The sequence below is a fragment of the Bifidobacterium sp. genome (genome assembly GCF_051876855.1).
Classification (GTDB): domain Bacteria; phylum Actinomycetota; class Actinomycetes; order Actinomycetales; family Bifidobacteriaceae; genus Bifidobacterium.
Genome location: NZ_JBJEIH010000038.1, coordinates 38,431 through 53,492, shown reverse-complemented (window position 1 = coordinate 53,492; position 15,062 = coordinate 38,431). Strand labels below are relative to the sequence as shown.

At 62.0% G+C, this 15,062-nt stretch carries 14 protein-coding genes and 1 tRNA gene; 3 read left to right on the top strand and 12 right to left on the bottom strand.

Annotated features, from left to right (window positions below; all coding sequences use genetic code 11):
* Nucleotides 1-23 precede the first annotated feature (23 nt).
* Nucleotides 24-638 (top strand): biotin transporter BioY, encoded by a 615-nt coding sequence (locus ACI38B_RS03290; protein ID WP_439729504.1) that lies wholly within the window; start codon nucleotides 24-26, stop codon nucleotides 636-638.
* Between the two features lie 190 nt (nucleotides 639-828).
* Here the strand turns inward: ACI38B_RS03290 and ACI38B_RS03285 are convergent, their stop codons facing one another.
* Nucleotides 829-1,698 (bottom strand): biotin--[acetyl-CoA-carboxylase] ligase, encoded by an 870-nt coding sequence (locus ACI38B_RS03285; RefSeq protein WP_439729503.1) that lies wholly within the window; start codon nucleotides 1,696-1,698, stop codon nucleotides 829-831.
* A 446-nt stretch (nucleotides 1,699-2,144) separates the two neighbouring features.
* Between ACI38B_RS03285 and ACI38B_RS03280 the strand changes: the two genes are divergently transcribed.
* Nucleotides 2,145-4,265, top strand: a complete 2,121-nt coding sequence (locus ACI38B_RS03280) for a DUF6020 family protein (RefSeq protein WP_439729530.1) — start codon at nucleotides 2,145-2,147, stop codon at nucleotides 4,263-4,265.
* Between the two features lie 9 nt (nucleotides 4,266-4,274).
* A complete protein-coding gene (locus ACI38B_RS03275) occupies nucleotides 4,275-5,312 on the top strand; it encodes a helix-turn-helix domain-containing protein (RefSeq protein ID WP_439729502.1) in 1,038 nt (345 codons plus the stop codon).
* Nucleotides 5,313-5,510: 198 nt separating this feature from the next.
* On the opposite strand, the gene rplA is transcribed toward ACI38B_RS03275, so the two are convergent.
* From rplA to ACI38B_RS03220, 11 genes are all read right to left on the bottom strand, one after another.
* Nucleotides 5,511-6,206, bottom strand: a complete 696-nt coding sequence (gene rplA / locus ACI38B_RS03270; protein WP_015451044.1) for a 50S ribosomal protein L1 — start codon at nucleotides 6,204-6,206, stop codon at nucleotides 5,511-5,513.
* Between the two features lie 14 nt (nucleotides 6,207-6,220).
* Nucleotides 6,221-6,652, bottom strand: a complete 432-nt coding sequence (gene rplK / locus ACI38B_RS03265) for a 50S ribosomal protein L11 (protein WP_015451045.1) — start codon at nucleotides 6,650-6,652, stop codon at nucleotides 6,221-6,223.
* A gap of 404 nt (nucleotides 6,653-7,056) precedes the next feature.
* On the bottom strand, nucleotides 7,057-7,929 hold the full coding sequence (gene nusG, locus ACI38B_RS03260; protein ID WP_439729501.1) for a transcription termination/antitermination protein NusG: 873 nt from the start codon (nucleotides 7,927-7,929) through the stop codon (nucleotides 7,057-7,059).
* A gap of 26 nt (nucleotides 7,930-7,955) precedes the next feature.
* On the bottom strand, nucleotides 7,956-8,180 hold the full coding sequence (gene secE, locus ACI38B_RS03255; RefSeq protein ID WP_015451047.1) for a preprotein translocase subunit SecE: 225 nt from the start codon (nucleotides 8,178-8,180) through the stop codon (nucleotides 7,956-7,958).
* A 37-nt stretch (nucleotides 8,181-8,217) separates the two neighbouring features.
* A tRNA-Trp gene (locus ACI38B_RS03250) sits at nucleotides 8,218-8,293 on the bottom strand.
* Nucleotides 8,294-8,521: 228 nt separating this feature from the next.
* A complete protein-coding gene (locus ACI38B_RS03245; RefSeq protein WP_439729529.1) occupies nucleotides 8,522-9,727 on the bottom strand; it encodes a pyridoxal phosphate-dependent aminotransferase in 1,206 nt (401 codons plus the stop codon).
* 263 nt (nucleotides 9,728-9,990) lie between these two features.
* Complete coding sequence (gene proB / locus ACI38B_RS03240; RefSeq protein ID WP_439729500.1) at nucleotides 9,991-11,124, bottom strand: glutamate 5-kinase; 1,134 nt, start codon at nucleotides 11,122-11,124, stop codon at nucleotides 9,991-9,993.
* Nucleotides 11,124-12,821, bottom strand: a complete 1,698-nt coding sequence (obgE, locus tag ACI38B_RS03235; protein WP_439729499.1) for a GTPase ObgE — start codon at nucleotides 12,819-12,821, stop codon at nucleotides 11,124-11,126. Before obgE ends, proB begins: the two co-directional genes overlap by 1 nt.
* A 246-nt stretch (nucleotides 12,822-13,067) precedes the next feature.
* Nucleotides 13,068-13,319: a 50S ribosomal protein L27 gene (gene rpmA / locus ACI38B_RS03230; protein WP_015451051.1), complete on the bottom strand. Its 252-nt coding sequence runs from the start codon at nucleotides 13,317-13,319 to the stop codon at nucleotides 13,068-13,070.
* Nucleotides 13,320-13,349: 30 nt separating this feature from the next.
* Nucleotides 13,350-13,658: a 50S ribosomal protein L21 gene (gene rplU, locus ACI38B_RS03225; protein WP_015451052.1), complete on the bottom strand. Its 309-nt coding sequence runs from the start codon at nucleotides 13,656-13,658 to the stop codon at nucleotides 13,350-13,352.
* Between the two features lie 166 nt (nucleotides 13,659-13,824).
* The coding region (locus ACI38B_RS03220) for an Rne/Rng family ribonuclease (RefSeq protein ID WP_439729498.1) at nucleotides 13,825-15,062 on the bottom strand (1,238 nt) is incomplete at its 5' end.

Genomic DNA, 15,062 nt, shown 5'->3' with positions numbered 1-15,062 from the left:
TTGCATGAAAGGAAGGGATTCCCATGTCACATCAGACACCATCCGCCGCACTGACTTCCGCGGCCCCGACCACCGCCCGCCGCCTGCTGCGTTCGGCAGGCATGTCGCTGCTGTTCGCGCTGCTGCTGTGGGCCGCGGCTGCCGCCGGGCGCATCCCGATTCCCGGCACTCCGGTCGGCATCACCTTGCAGACCTTCGTCCTGATGCTTGCCGCGTTGAGCCTTGATTGGCGCGAGGCAGGCGGCGCGGTCGTGCTGTACCTGCTCGCTGGCGCTGCAGGACTGCCGGTGTTCTCGGGCGGCATGTCCACGCTGGCGCTGGTCGGCCCGAGCGCCGGCTTCCTGTTCGGCTTCCTGCCGGGCGTGATCGTCACCTCCCTGCTCAAGGGCAAGGCGCGCAGCACGGGGGCGCGTGGCTACTGGCTGACCGCCGCGAGATATTTCGGCGCTTCGCTGGTCGGCTGCGTGGTGATTGTGTACGCCTTCGGTGTGAGCATCCAGGCGATGCTCACGCATGTTCCGCTGAGCGCTGTGGCGCTTGCTTCGCTCGGGTTCGCCGGCGGCGACCTGCTCAAGGCGGTTGTCGCCTCGGCAGCCGTCAGCGGGCTGTCCTCGCGTATCGCCCGTGACGCCAAGTGATGTCGAAGAACGGCAGATAATGTCGAATAACGGCAAGTAACGGCAGGATGCGCCAGTCGCGCCAGTCGATAACGAAAGGCCGCCGTCCCGATTGCATGGGGCGGCGGCCTTTCGCGTATGTGTATGCGTTGTCTGTCACCGTTGCGGACAGCAGACCCTCGCTGGCGGTCAGTGAGCCATCAGTAGCCCATCAGTCAAGAACACCGACATCACCGGTCGTCACCGTATGTTCAACTCCCCCGTCGTCCACAATGGCCAGTGAGGCGTCCGGATTGATGCGGACGGCACGCCCGACAATCGTCTCACCCCCGACCAGTCGGGCTTCCACCCTCCTGCCAAGCGTCCAGCTCACCTGCCGGGTCTCCTCAAGCAGCTGGGCAGCGTAGGTCTTGCGATCACGCACAAACCGGGCGATGCGGTCGCGCAGGCCGGCTGTGATTCCCGCCGCGATGAGGTCGCGCAGCACTTGCGCGTCCGGCAACGGGTCAACATGCAGCTGCAAGGATGTGGATTGCGGGGTCGGCAGGCTTTCCGCGCGCAGGGCAAGATTGATGCCAATACCGATGATCACGCCGGTGCGATGCTCATCCAAGGGCACGAGCTGCACCAGGATACCCCCGAGTTTCAGGCCATGGCAGAAAATGTCGTTCGGCCATTTGATGGCCAGCGTGCAATCCTGTTTACGCGGACGGGCGCCGCTAGAGAACACCGCTGACCTGATTGCGTCGCGTGAGGCGAGGCCGGCGAGTGTCGGCAGCCACCCGTTGACCGTGTCGTCGGCCACGACATCGGCGGGCATCACCGTGACGAACGACACCGTGAAGGACTCCCCCGGACGGTTCACCCACGCGCGCCCCAGCCGGCCGTGCCCACCGGTCTGATAATCCGCGGCAATCACCGTGATCTTCCCGTCATCCGCCGGGTCGCCCCCGATCCGCCCATCGGCGAGCATCTCGCCGGCGAGCGTGTTCGTCGAATCCACCTCGGCAAGCGCGATTAACCGGTCGGCCTCCTGTTCGGTCCGCGGCATGCGCGGAACCGTGCCCTGTTTCGTCATCATGGCACCAGCCTACCGCCGAACGACGCGTTTTTCGCGGATTTACGCGCCGGGTGGCCCCAAGTTGCGGATTGACCGCGGTTGCGGAACCGGCAGGCGGTCAGGATACGCTCCCCACAAACCGGTCACTGTGTGAGCAGATCCTCACACAATGACCCGTCGGCACGGGAAAACCGCAGATTCCAACCATCTCAGCCCACACTGTGCGAGCCAATCCTCACACAACGGCTCCGTCCACAACCCCTCCGCCCGATGCTAACCATCTCAAACCCCGTTGTGCGAGCCAATCCTCACACAACCACCTCCACGGCCACGCCCGCAGTCATCGCGCACCCCTCCTGCACCCAGCCCCGGCTCCTTGCGTCAGACTACAATGCTCAAGCATGACCGAAGCCACGCGAACCACGAGAGCCACAACCACGCCATCCGTGCAGCCCGATCAAGCGGCGATGCGTTCCAAGGCCAGGGCGGGCAAGCATTCCTCGCGCCGCGCGCAGGCCGGTGCCATCGCCCGGTGGACGCTGGCGACCCTCGCCGTCCTGTGGCTGAGTTTCTGCACGGCGATTGGTCCGTTCTATTGGTACGGCGGCAGCATCGCCGACTGGGGATTCGTCAACACCGTCTATTTCCTTCTCGCCCTAGCCATCTATCTGACGCTGCTCATCGCGTTGGTGCGCGTCGGCGGCGGGCTTGCGGCCATCCCATCATCCGTTCGCTCCGCCTGCCGTCGGGCGTCGGCAGCGATTGGAACTTTCTGCCGCACCGGATGGCGTCGGAACATCTGCAAACCGTGGCACGCCCTGGCGCGCATGTGGCGGCGATTCGCAGCCACACGATTCGCCCATGCCGTCGGACGCTGCTGGACCGCCATCCGCACGTTTACTCCACGCATCATCATGCGGTGCACGCGCAGTTGGATCGGCCTTGCGCTCATCATGTTCATCGGATGGCTGTGGGTGCCGGTCACCCTGCTGTCGGCGTTCGGCGCGGATATCCGTTCACAGATTCGTGAGTTCAGTTGGGCGTGGAACCAATGGACCGGACTACAACAGCCGTATACCGGGTTCTTCGCCTTCGTCCCGATGGATATCTACCCGACCGCGCACTACCTGTGGCCGCAAGACCCGACCTATCTGACGGACCAGCACAATCTCGTGCTCACCGTGTTCTATGGAGCCGTCGCCGCCGCATCCCGGTATTTCACCGGTTCGAACGATGCGGGATATGTCGTGTTGTCCTCGTTGCAGTTCCTGTTCGCGGTGTTCTGTTGTTCGGCCACGATGCACCGATTCCTCAACCTGCCGTGGCTCGGACATGAGTCTGGGAAGGACGCCGATGCCGCCGTTGTCCCAATCAGCGAACCAGGGAGCGCACCCGGGGATTATCCGCATGCCGTCGCGAGGGCCGGGGTATGGCAGCGCGCCATTATCATCCTGTTCTTCCTGCTGTGCCCGATCGCGGTGTTCTCCACTATCAGTCTGACGAAATCGCCGCTGTTCGCCTTCGCGTTCGTCTGGTGGTTCGGTATCGCCTACCAGTTGCATATGACCCGCGTCAAGCGCAGCGAGACACCCCGTCGACTGCCCGCACGCACCCTCGCAGCATTCATCGCCAGCGCCTGCGTCATGCTGATCAGCGCGAAATACGCATGGTACATTCTCCTCGCGCAGACACTCATCATGCTCATCGCCGACCGCGGGCGTTGGAAGACCTACATCGCGGCCCTGCTGCTGCCGGCGGTCATCCTGCATGGCGGCTTGGTCCTTCTGGTATCTACCGGCAAGGTCATCAACGGCGACCCAATCGAAAGCCGCGGCATCCAGCTGCAGCAAATCGCACGCGTCGCCCGACGCAATCCCGAAGGCATCCCCAAGGACGCGGCGGACAAGCTCGCCCCGATCTTCAACCTTGACCAGATGGGTGAATCCTACTTCCAGCAGGACGCCGACCCGGTGAAATCCTCCGGGATTCAATCCAAGAAAGTCAGCTATCGTTGGCGTTCCGTCACGAAAGAGGATATGGCTGATTTCAACAGCGCGTGGTGGCAGATTGTCAAGGCGAACCCGGTTATCGCTGCGGATGCGTTCTTCGCTGAATGCTTCGGCTATTTTGACATCGCCGATTTGCCGTATGTCTCTATGGACTATTACGTGACCAGCGATTACGTGGTGAACAACACCGAATGGATCAAGGACTGGCAGCCGCAATGGCGTGAGGATATCGCGAGGTTCGCGCGCGACTGGGGCAAGATCCCCGTGCTCGGATGGGTCACGCATGGCAACTTCTATGTCATATTGACCCTGCTGTTCGGTGCCGCCGAAGTGGTCCGCCGCCGTTGGCGCACCCTCGCGTGGCATATGCCGTTGTTGCTGCTCATGGGCGTGATGGTCACGTCACCGGCGAACAACTTCGAACGCCACATGCTCCCGCTGACCTTCGTATTCTGCTTCGTCGCACTGACCTACTGGCGCGAGTCCAAGCAGTCCAGGCGTTGCCCCAATACGCGTATCGCCGGGCCCGAGGACAGTGCGGGTGGACATCACCGTGACACTGAATCCGGGCGGGACTAGGCTGGCAGTATGGTTTCCGTTTCTGCACACTCCGGGTCAGAATCCAATCGCAAGGATCTGCTTGACCTGTTGATGGCTCGTCTCGCCGTGCTGTTGGGGGACGATGTGCTGGAACGCGGCCGGCCGGCCGACGTTGCCGGTACCGATGTTGTGGGAACGACAGATGAAGCAGCCGGAGCAGCCGGAACACCAGGAATATCAGGAACACCAGGATCTGCTGACCAATCGAATGTTATCGCGGCAACGGCACCGGGGTCGCCGCGTCCAGCCGACGCACGAACCCTGCTCGAATCCATCGTATTCGCCTGTCTCGCGGAAAGCACTGACGACGAGCGGGTCGTCTCGTTGATGCATACGCTTGGATGGCCTGCGCATTATGTCTGTTGCAGTATCGCCGGCACTCCCCCGGCGCACGATGTCGCCACCTGCGCGGCATCAATCCGAAGCCAATTGCCGCCGCATGCCGACGGCACCCCGCAGGATTGCTTGATTGGCGAGCATGACGGGAATCTGGTGGCGTTGGTGCGCGTCGATGACGGAACCAGCCCGGACCAAGTCGCGCACATCGCCGAAACGTGTTTCGACGGGCATGAGCCGATTTGTCTCGGACCCACCCGACAGAACGCCGACGGGGCGTCCCGCGCCATTCGGGCTGTCATCAACGCCCTGTTCGCGCTCAACGCCTGCACGCGCGAAGTGCCGCAACCCATGCGATGCGAGGATCTGCTTCCGGAACGTGCCCTGATGGGCGATGAGGATGCGCGCGACGAACTAATCACATCAATCTACGAGGCGCTCAAAGGCGACAATCCCAATGATCCGACGCTCCAGACGGTCAGCATTTTCCTTGATTCCGGCGCTTCACTGGATGCAACGGCCCGCGCGCTGAGTGTCCACCCGAATACCGTGCGGTACCGGCTCAAACGGGCCACGGAGATTTGCGGCTGGGATGCAACCGATACACGCGAGGCATATGTGCTCTCGACGGCGATTACGCTCGGGCGGCTGCGCGATGCCGGTTTGTGGCGCGATGACGGCACACTGTAGGGTGTACCGCTGACTTCCCGGACGTACCGGACTTCGAAGTACTGGACACGAATATGCTGGGCTCTGACCAACTTGGCACGAAAGCCCCAGAAAAGACCTGCAAAATGGGAAAGCCCCATGCACACCGGAAATCGGCATGCATGGGGCTGATGCGTTCTCGTTCCGCCCTAGGCTCGAAATAACGGACGGAACCAGAAATCAGGCGAGCGTCGCGGTATCCAGCGGGATGCCGGGGCCCATCGTGGAGGTGATGGTCGCCTTGGTGATGTAGCGGCCCTTCACGGTGGACGGCTTGAGACGCTTGATCTCGTCGGCCACTGCCTTGAAGTTCTCGTCAAGAGCCTTCTCTTCGAAGGACATCTTGCCGATCAGGAAGGACAGGTTACCGTGCTTGTCCACACGGAACTCGATCTTGCCGCCCTTGATATCCTTGACAGCCTTGGTGACGTCCATGGTCACGGTGCCGGTCTTCGGGTTCGGCATCAGGCCACGCGGGCCGAGGATACGGCCGAGACGGCCGACCTTGCCCATCATGTCCGGGGTAGCCACGACGGCGTCGAAATCGAGGAAGCCGTCCTGGACCTTCTGCACGAGATCGTCATCGCCGACGATGTCGGCTCCGGCCTCGGTGGCCTCGGTGGCCTTCGGGCCGCGGGCGAACACGAGGACCTTTGCGGTCTTACCCGTGCCGTTCGGCAGGTTGACGACGCCGCGCACGAGCTGGTCGGCCTTGCGCGGATCCACGTTCAGACGGTACACGGCTTCGATGGTCTCATCGAAACCACGCTTCGGCATGCTCTTGAGCAGAGCGATCGCCTCAGGAGCGGTGTACAGGTTGTTACGATCGACCTTCTCGGCCGCCTCGCGGTACTTCTTGGAGTGCTTCTTAGCCATCTGTCCTTCTCCTCTCAGTCGGTGACCGTGATGCCCATGGAGCGGGCGGTACCTTCGATGATCTTCATGCCAGCCTCGACGTCGCGGGCGGACAGATCAGGCATCTTGATCTCGGCGATTTCGCGGACCTGAGCCTTGGTGACGGTACCGACCTTGTGGGTCAGCGGGTTCTCGGTGCCCTTCTGGATACCGGCGGCCTTCTTCAGCAGAGCTGCGGCCGGCGGGGTCTTGAGCACGAAGGTGAAGGAACGATCTTCGTAAACGGTGATCTCAACAGGGACGACCTGGCCCATCTTGTCCTGCGTGGCCGCATTGTAGGCCTTGCAGAAGTCCATGATGTTGACGCCATGCGAACCCAGAGCCGGACCCAGCGGCGGGGCGGGGTTCGCCTTGCCAGCCTGGATCTGAAGCTTGATCAGCGCTGTGACTTTCTTCTTAGGAGCCATTGTCTGGTTCTTCTTTCTGTGAAGCGGTAGTTACGGTCGCCACGCACGAGGCGCGGTCTCCTCCCGCAACGTTCATTGCTGTGCTGTGCTAGCGGGTCTCCCCTCCAGACACAAACAACACTATTATGCTCGTTCGTCTCGACAACGTCAGTGTCGCCACGCCCATGATGCGCTGCGGCGCGATAACACCGACTATGCCGTGACAATCACCACCCGGAACTCCCCTCCTCACAAACCAGCTACGCAACGACCCCACCCAGCGTAACCAGATTAAGAAACCCCATAAACTGGCGATGCAAAAGCTCCTCCCAGCGTAACCAGATTGGATTTGTCGAGCACAATGACAATGGCGGCGGCACCCGTTGAGGTGCCGCCGCCATTGAGTACGTACGGATTGTTCGGATTCAGTCGATCTTCTCGACCTGTCCGAAGCCAAGCTCCACAGGCGTGTCGCGGCCGAAGATGGACACGAGCACCGTGAGCTTCTGCGTGGTCGGTTCGACGTCGGAGACCACAGCCGGCATGGTCGCGAACGGACCATCGGTGACAGTGACCTGGTCGCCAACCGCATAGGAAACCTCGAGCTTGCGCTTCTTCGCAGCAGCGGGCTTGTCACCGGCTGCCTTCAGCGCTTCGGAAGCAATCATCGGCGCCATCATCTGCACGACTTCCTCGCGCGACAACGGTGCCGGATCCTTGGTCGGGCCGACGAAGCCGGTCACGCCCTCAGTTTCACGCACGATACGGCGGGCGTCCTCATCCGGCCACATACGAATCAGCACATAGCCAGGCACACGGACGCGGGTGATGACCTTCTTGCCCTTTTCAGTATGCTTCTCGACCTCTTCCATCGGCACTTCCACCTGGAAAATCTGGTCCTCGAGACCGAAACTTTGCACGCGGGATTCGATGTTGGTCTTCACGCGCTTCTCATAGCCGGAGTACGTATGCAGCACATACCACTTGCCGTCAAGCATGCGAAGGCTCTTGGAAAACTCTTCGACAGCCTTGGTGCCGGCATCTTCAACCGGTTCGTCTTCCTTGGCTTGCGTCTGATCGGACTCGCCTTCAGCGCTTTCGGCGGCATCCGTCGCCTCGGCATCGGCGGTAGCAGTCTGCTCCGGCTCGGCGCCCTGAACGTCGTCCGCAGCGGGCTGGGCGTCAGCTTCCGACGCCACCGGCTGCTGGGCCGCAGGAATGTCACCATTCGCAGCATCCTCATCGGATACCACGTCTGGCAACGAGTCCAGATTCTCGAGATTCACTTCATCATCCATGCTTACTTAACCTTCGTGTGTACGGATCAGCCGAAAACGAGCAACACGAGCTTGCCCAAGCCAAAGTCCATGGCAGTGACCAGGGCCATCAGCACCAGCACAAACACGAACACCGCGAACGACCAAGAGAACAGCTCTTTGCCGGTAGGGGTCACAACCTTGCGCAGCTCATTGAACGTCTGCTTGATATACAAGCCGATCCGCATGAAAATATTGGGCTTACGCGGCTTGTCTGTACGTGCCTTGGCCATTTCCATCCTTCGCTCGGCTACTGAACATCCAAAAGACTGGCAGGGACGGCGGGACTCGAACCCACAACCTACGGTTTTGGAGACCGTTGCGCTACCAATTGCGCCACATCCCTAGGTGAACTCTGCTCATTCTATCGAAACGACGGGACTGAGCAAAACCGCCAAGAGGTCATCTTAGCGGGTACTCGCGATTTAGTCCAATCGGGTTTCGCCACACGCGTCATACCGCCGAAAATCAGAGTGTCGAAATGACGTGGGCACCGACCAGACAGCATTCGGTTCAGACGACAAGTGCCCGGCCACGACCCATGCCGTGACCGGGCACCGCACCCCTACGGGAATCAGCCGATCCACTCCTTGAAGTAACGCATGCCCTTGGCCAAATCCTCGTCGGACAACGCGTACGAGAAGCGCAGATAGCCGGGGGCGCCGAACGCCTCGCCCGGAACCGCGGCGACATGGCCTTCGTCGAGCAGCAGCGCGGCGAATTCCTGCGACGTGTGGGCAACTGAGTCGTTGGCGCCCAGCGGCTTGCCAAGCAGCTCCTCGATGTTCGCGAACGCGTAGAACGCACCGGTCGGCATCGGGCAATGCACGCCCGGAATCTCGTTGAGGGCGGCGACGATGGCACGACGGCGCTTATCGAAGGCCTCACGCATCTCGGCCACGGCGGACAGGTCGCCGGCGACGGCGGCGAGTGCAGCACGCTGGGAGACATTGGCGACATTTGACGTCATATGGCTCTGCAGCTTGGTCTGTGCCTTGGCGACCTCGAGCGGGGCGACGGTCCAGCCGACGCGCCAGCCGGTCATTGCATACGTCTTCGCCACGCCGTTGAGCACAAGCAGCTGGTTGCGCACTTCGGGCACTTCGGCGCCGACATAGGCGGTCTTCACGCCGTCATAGTTGAGGTGTTCGTAGATTTCATCGGAAACGACCCACACATGGTGTTCCACGGCCCACTCGCCGATCGCCTTGATGGTTTCGCGGCTCCATACGGCACCGGTCGGGTTGGACGGCGAAGTGATGATGATTGCCTTGGTGTGATCAGTACGCGCAGCCTCGATCTTGTCGATATCCGGTTCGAAGCCCTGTTCGGCGCCGGAGAACACCGGTACCGGCTTGCCACCGGCGAGCTTGACGACCTCAGGATAGCTTGTCCAATACGGGGCGGGGATGATGACTTCGTCGCCAGGATTGAGCAGCAGCTGGAATACCTCGTACACGGACTGCTTGCCGCCGTTGGTGACCACCACTTGGTCGGGCGAGACCTCGTAGCCGGAATCGCGCAGCGTCTTGCGTGCGATCGCCTCACGCAGCTCGGGCAGACCGGCAGTCGGGGTGTAGCGGTGGTTCTTCGGGTCACGGCATGCGGCCGCCGCGGCGTCGACGATGTACTCAGGGGTGGGGAAATTCGGCTCGCCCGCACCGTAGGCCACGATGTCGATGCCCTGCGCCTTCATTGCCTTCGCCTTCGAATCGACAGCGAGGGTCGCGCTGGGGGCGACATTGTTGACACGGTCGCTCAGGTTCTGCCAGTCAGCCATAGTCATGGCTTCTACTGTAATCGCTACGGGCGAAAACCATCCTGCCGCCGCGACACGCACTTGTACGGCGCAATAAGACGGTCGCGGTATGGCGGCCTCCAAGGGGCGCCGCTATAGGCCAGACACAGCACGACAATCACGAAACGACAATCACGAAACAGCAGTCACGAAACAGCAGTCATACCGTCACGCCAGTCGCGCGAAGCATATATGACGATTCGTGCAAATCCCACGAATCACGCGAAACGCACAAATCCCGCAGATCACACAAGAACGAGATTATCGCGATGCACGAGCGGATGCGCGTACTCGTCGCCGAAGAAACGCCGCAGCTGCGCGGTGTTGCGCCCCAGCATGCGCGGGATTTCCTCGGAATCGTAGCCGGACAGCCCCTTGGCGATATGATGGCCGGATTCGTCGTCAATCCAGATCGGGTCGCCGGCGGAAAAATCGCCGCGCACCTCGAGAACGCCGGCGCTCAGCAGGCTCGCACGGCCGGCACGCACGGCTTGCGCGGCTCCCGTGTCCACGACAAGCACGCCACGCGGATGCGACGCGAATTTAATCCACAACCGCCTCGACGAACCACGCCGCTTGATGGGTGCGAACGCCGTACCCACCGGGTCGCCCATCAGGGCCGGACCTGCATTCGCGGCACAGGTGAGCACCGCGGGAATGCCCGAGACCGCGGCCATATGGGCAGCTTCCAACTTGGTGACCATGCCTCCGGTACCGACACCGGAGGAGCTGCCCGCAACTTTGACCTCATTGAGCGCGCGCTCAACATCGGGCACGAAGTCGATTTTCTTCGAACCGGGTTGGCTCGGGGGCGCGGTATACAAGGCGTCCACGTCAGTGAGCAGCACGAGGGCGTCCGCGCGCACGATATTCGCCACCAGCGCAGACAGGCGGTCGTTGTCACCGAACCGGATTTCGTTATTCGCCAGGGCGTCGTTCTCGTTGACGACCGGTACGACGCCCAGATCGAGCAAACGGTCCAAGGTGCGCTGCGCGTTGTGGTATTGCGTCGCGCGGATCGTGTCCTCCGCGGTGATGAGAATCTGGCCGACCCGGATGCCGAAACGGCTGAACGACACCTCATACCGGGCCATGAGCAGCCCCTGACCGACGGATGCGCAGGCCTGCTGCGTTGCGATATCGGCCGGCCGGCGCTCGAAGCCGAGCGGCCCGAACCCGGCTGCGATAGCGCCTGATGACACGAGGACGATGCGCGCCCCCTGCAACCGCGCGCATGCGAGTGCCGCGACCAGCGCGTCCAGTTTCGCCGGGTCAAGGTGTCCCGAAGGCTTGGTCAGCGAGCTGGAACCGACCTTGACCACAATCGTCTGCGCTTGCGCGATGGACCGTCTGACTCTCTCATGCGTGGGCTGTGCCATTACTCCCCGGCTTCCTCGCTGTCCTGCTCCTGGTCGTCACCGGCCTCGCCACGTCCGAACAGGCTTTCGCGGTCATGGCGGTCGTCGTCCACACTAGGATCGGCCCAGTGTCCGGCCTTGCGTTCTGCCATCATCGCCTCACGCACAGCCGCGCGGGCATCCATCATCTCGTGGTATTCGCGACGTCGTTCCGCATTCGTACGGCGCTGGGCACGCGGATCATTCGCCTCGAGGCGCAGATCCTTGCCGCGCGAGCCCAGTTGCGACCCGTCCAGCATCTCAGCACCCGCCGCGATGGTCGGATCCCAGTCAAAGGCGACCGCCCGATCGCCCCGCCCGATGCGCACCTCGTCGCCCGCGTGCGCACCCTGGCGCCGCAACTCGTCCTCAACACCGAGCTTGGCCAGCCGATCGGCGAGATAGCCGACGGCTTCGTCATTGTCAAAGTTCGTCTGGACGACCCAACGTTCCGGCTTAGTGCCGGTGACGGTGAACCATACGTCACCGTTGCGGTTCGTTTCACGCTCGACCTTGAAATCAGCCTCTGCAGCCGCGGCAGGACGTCTGCGACCCTTGCGTTCGAGCGGCTTGATGACGACGCGCTCGTCCTCCTGCTCCTGTTCACGCCGCGCGACCTCCTTGCGCATCTGGGTAACCAGCTCGCCGAGGGCATACCCGAGTTCTTTGAGACCGGCGTGTGAGGCGGTGGACACCTCGAAGACGCGAAGCCCCATCTTCTCGAATTCTGGACGCACGAAATCCGCGAGTTCCTTGGCCTCAGGTACATCTACCTTGTTGAGCACGATGATGCGCGGACGATCGGGAATCGCAATCGCACCCACCGGCAGCTCCAGTTTGTCCGCGTACTGGGCGAGCTCATGTTCGAGCGCGTGGTAGTCGGAAACCGGGTCGCGGTCTGGTTCGAGGGTCGCGCAATCAATGACATGCACGATGATTTCCGTGCGCTCGATATGGCGCAGGAACTCCAGACCAAGCCCCTTGCCTTCGGAAGCACCCGGAATCAGACCCGGCACATCCGCGATGGTGTAGCGGTAATCGCCGGCCATGACCACGCCGAGGTTCGGCACCAACGTGGTGAACGGGTAATCGGCGATTTTCGGCTTGGCGGCGCTCATTGCGGCGACCAAGCTGGATTTGCCCGCCGAGGGGAAGCCGACCAATGCGACGTCAGCAATAGACTTGAGCTCAAGGACGACATCGCGTTCCTCACCCGGTTCACCAAGCAAGGCGAAGCCCGGAGCGCGACGCGTGCGGTTCGCCAGTGCGGCGTTGCCGAGGCCACCTGCACCGCCCGCGGCGGCGACAAACCGGTCCCCCGCATGCCGCAGATCCGCAAGCAGTTCGCCGGGCCGCTTCGTTTGGCCTTTAGCGCCTTTGGCGGTAAAAATCATCGTACCGACCGGCACCGGCAGGATCAGATCCTTGCCTTTCGAACCGTCTTTCGTATCTCCCAGGCCCATCGTGCCGCTGTCGGCTGTGCGGTGGGGAATGAACCGATAATCCAGCAGGCTGTTCGCGTTCTCATCGGCGACGAAGATGACGGAACCGCCGTCACCGCCATTGCCGCCGTTAGGGCCGGCAAGCGGCTTGTATTTCTCACGCCTGATGCCTGCGGAGCCGTTACCCCCGTCGCCGCCCTTGACATGGACGGTCACCCGATCAACAAAATCTGCCATAGTGTCACCTTACGTCGTCCGACCGCCGGTGAACGCACAAGACGGACGGGAATTCATGGATAATCAACGATACCGCCATACCGCGATATCATGCGCGATGCGCCCTAAGACTGAGCCCGCAGCGATACGGGACAACCGTCACGACGCGATGCACTGGAACAACCGCGCCATAAGCCGCGCCGCAAGCATCATAGGGCAACAAAAAAGCCGCGTCCGACAACGGGCGCGGCTTCATGTATGGATACGTCAGGCGGTGACGACGTCGACGACCTTACGGTCACGACGGACACCGAACTTCACGCTGCCGTCCTTGAGGGCGAACAGGGTGTGGTCCTTGCCCATGCCGACGTTCTCGCCGGGATGGAACTTGGTGCCGCGCTGACGGACGAGGATGTTGCCGGCGAGCACGGACTCGCCGCCGAACTTCTTCACACCGAGGTATTGAGGCTGCGAATCGCGCCCGTTACGTGAGCTGGAAGCGCCCTTCTTATGTGCCATGATCTAATTCCTTTCGGTCCTCAAGAACGCTCAGGCGATCTCGGTGATCTTGACGAGGCTGAGCTTCTGACGATGGCCCTTGCGACGGGTCACGCCAGTCTTGTTCTTGTACTTCATGATGTTGATCTTCGGGCCCTTGGCTTCGTCGTTCACGACTTCGCCCTTCACGGAGACCTTGGCAAGGTCCTTGGCGGCAAGGGTGACCTTGGAGCCGTCGACTACGAGCGCGACCGGGAACTCCACGGTATCGCCCTGCTTCGCATCGAGACGGTTGACCAGGATGACGTCACCGACCTCGACCTTTTCCTGATGGCCACCGGCCTTCACAATCGCGTACATATTCCGTTCCTTATGTTGTGGAAAGCTTACTGTCCAGCGCGTTCGAGCCTCCGGCCAGACACCAACTATCAAAAATACACCGACCCGCGTACATCCGTCAAGTCGATGGAACAGCGCGTGTCAGCCTTCAGGCACCGGTCTCGCACCGGTGCCCGAAGGCCGTCAGTCACCGTTCGGTGGCCTCATCCGCATTGCCAGCCTCGGCGGCTGCGTCGGCCGAGCCATCGGCCTGCGAGGCGGCATTGCGCTCGGCGCGCTCTGCATTCTCGGCATTCTCGGCGTTATTCGCCGCGACCGCTGCCGCGGCAATCTGCGCAAGTTTGGCCTTGACCGCTGGGCTCGAGCCCTTCGGCGTCTGCACCTCGGGGGTGCCATGCCCGTGCTTGTTCGTCTTGACGAACGGATCGCCGCCCTTCATCGCGTACGGATCGTCATACTCGGCGCTGACCGTCGGCTCGTCATGGATGATGAAACCGCGGCCCTTGCACGTCGGGCACTCCTCCGAGAAGGCCTCGACCAGGCCTTGACCGATGCGCTTGCGCGTCATCTGCACCAGGCCGAGCGAAGTGACTTCGGCGACCTGATGCTTGGTGCGGTCGCGCGCCAGGCACTCGACCAAGCGGCGCAGCACCAAATCACGGTTCGCGGGCATCACCATATCGACATAGTCGATCATGATCATGCCGCCGATATCACGCAGACGCAGCTGGCGGGCGATTTCCTCGGACGCCTCGAGATTGCACCGGGTGACGGTTTCCTCAAGGCTTTTGCCCTTGCCGATGAACCGGCCCGTGTTCACGTCGATTGTGGTCATAGCCTCGGTGCGGTCGATAACGATTGAACCGCCGGACGGCAGGTAGACCTGACGTTCCATGCCCTTACGCAGCTGGGAATCGATCTGCCACTTGTCGAACACGTCCTTGCCGCCGTGCTCTTCGGGGTCCCACTTGACCAGCTTGTCGCGCAGATCCGGGGCCATCGTGTCGAGATACTCCTCGATCCGCTCGTACACGCGGTCGCCTTCGACGATCATCTGGGAGAAATCGTCGTTGAAAATGTCGCGTACCACACGAATGGCGACATCCGGCTCGCCCTGCAGCAGCTTCGGACGCTTGCCGTGCAGATACAGGTCGCGCTTCTCGCAAATCTTGTCCCACTGCCGACGCAGCGCCTCGAGATCCTTTTCGATAGCCTCCTCGGACGCGCCTTCGGCCGCGGTACGAATAATCACACCCATATCCTTCGGGGCGATCTTCGAAACGATGGACTTCAGACGTGCGCGCTCACGGTCAGGCAGCTTGCGGCTGACGCCCGTCATGCCGCCGGACGGCACGAGGACGAGGAAACGACCGGCGAGCGTGACCTGCGAGGTCAGACGCGCACCCTTGTGGCCGATCGGGTCCT

Bases quoted from the DNA above. Each gene is read 5' to 3' on its own strand.
- nusG (WP_439729501.1), bottom strand. From the start codon at position 7,929: ATGGATGATGAAGTGAATCTCGAGAATCTGGACTCGTTGCCAGACGTG.
- rplU (WP_015451052.1), bottom strand. From the start codon at position 13,658: ATGTACGCGATTGTGAAGGCCGGTGGCCATCAGGAAAAGGTCGAGGTC.
- rplA (WP_015451044.1), bottom strand. From the start codon at position 6,206: ATGGCTAAGAAGCACTCCAAGAAGTACCGCGAGGCGGCCGAGAAGGTC.
- rpmA (WP_015451051.1), bottom strand. From the start codon at position 13,319: ATGGCACATAAGAAGGGCGCTTCCAGCTCACGTAACGGGCGCGATTCG.
- ACI38B_RS03245 (WP_439729529.1), bottom strand. From the start codon at position 9,727: ATGGCTGACTGGCAGAACCTGAGCGACCGTGTCAACAATGTCGCCCCC.
- rplK (WP_015451045.1), bottom strand. From the start codon at position 6,652: ATGGCTCCTAAGAAGAAAGTCACAGCGCTGATCAAGCTTCAGATCCAG.
- ACI38B_RS03290 (WP_439729504.1), top strand. From the start codon at position 24: ATGTCACATCAGACACCATCCGCCGCACTGACTTCCGCGGCCCCGACC.
- ACI38B_RS03275 (WP_439729502.1), top strand. From the start codon at position 4,275: ATGGTTTCCGTTTCTGCACACTCCGGGTCAGAATCCAATCGCAAGGAT.
- proB (WP_439729500.1), bottom strand. From the start codon at position 11,124: ATGGCACAGCCCACGCATGAGAGAGTCAGACGGTCCATCGCGCAAGCG.
- obgE (WP_439729499.1), bottom strand. From the start codon at position 12,821: ATGGCAGATTTTGTTGATCGGGTGACCGTCCATGTCAAGGGCGGCGAC.
- secE (WP_015451047.1), bottom strand. From the start codon at position 8,180: ATGGCCAAGGCACGTACAGACAAGCCGCGTAAGCCCAATATTTTCATG.
- ACI38B_RS03280 (WP_439729530.1), top strand. From the start codon at position 2,145: ATGCGTTCCAAGGCCAGGGCGGGCAAGCATTCCTCGCGCCGCGCGCAG.
- ACI38B_RS03285 (WP_439729503.1), bottom strand. From the start codon at position 1,698: ATGATGACGAAACAGGGCACGGTTCCGCGCATGCCGCGGACCGAACAG.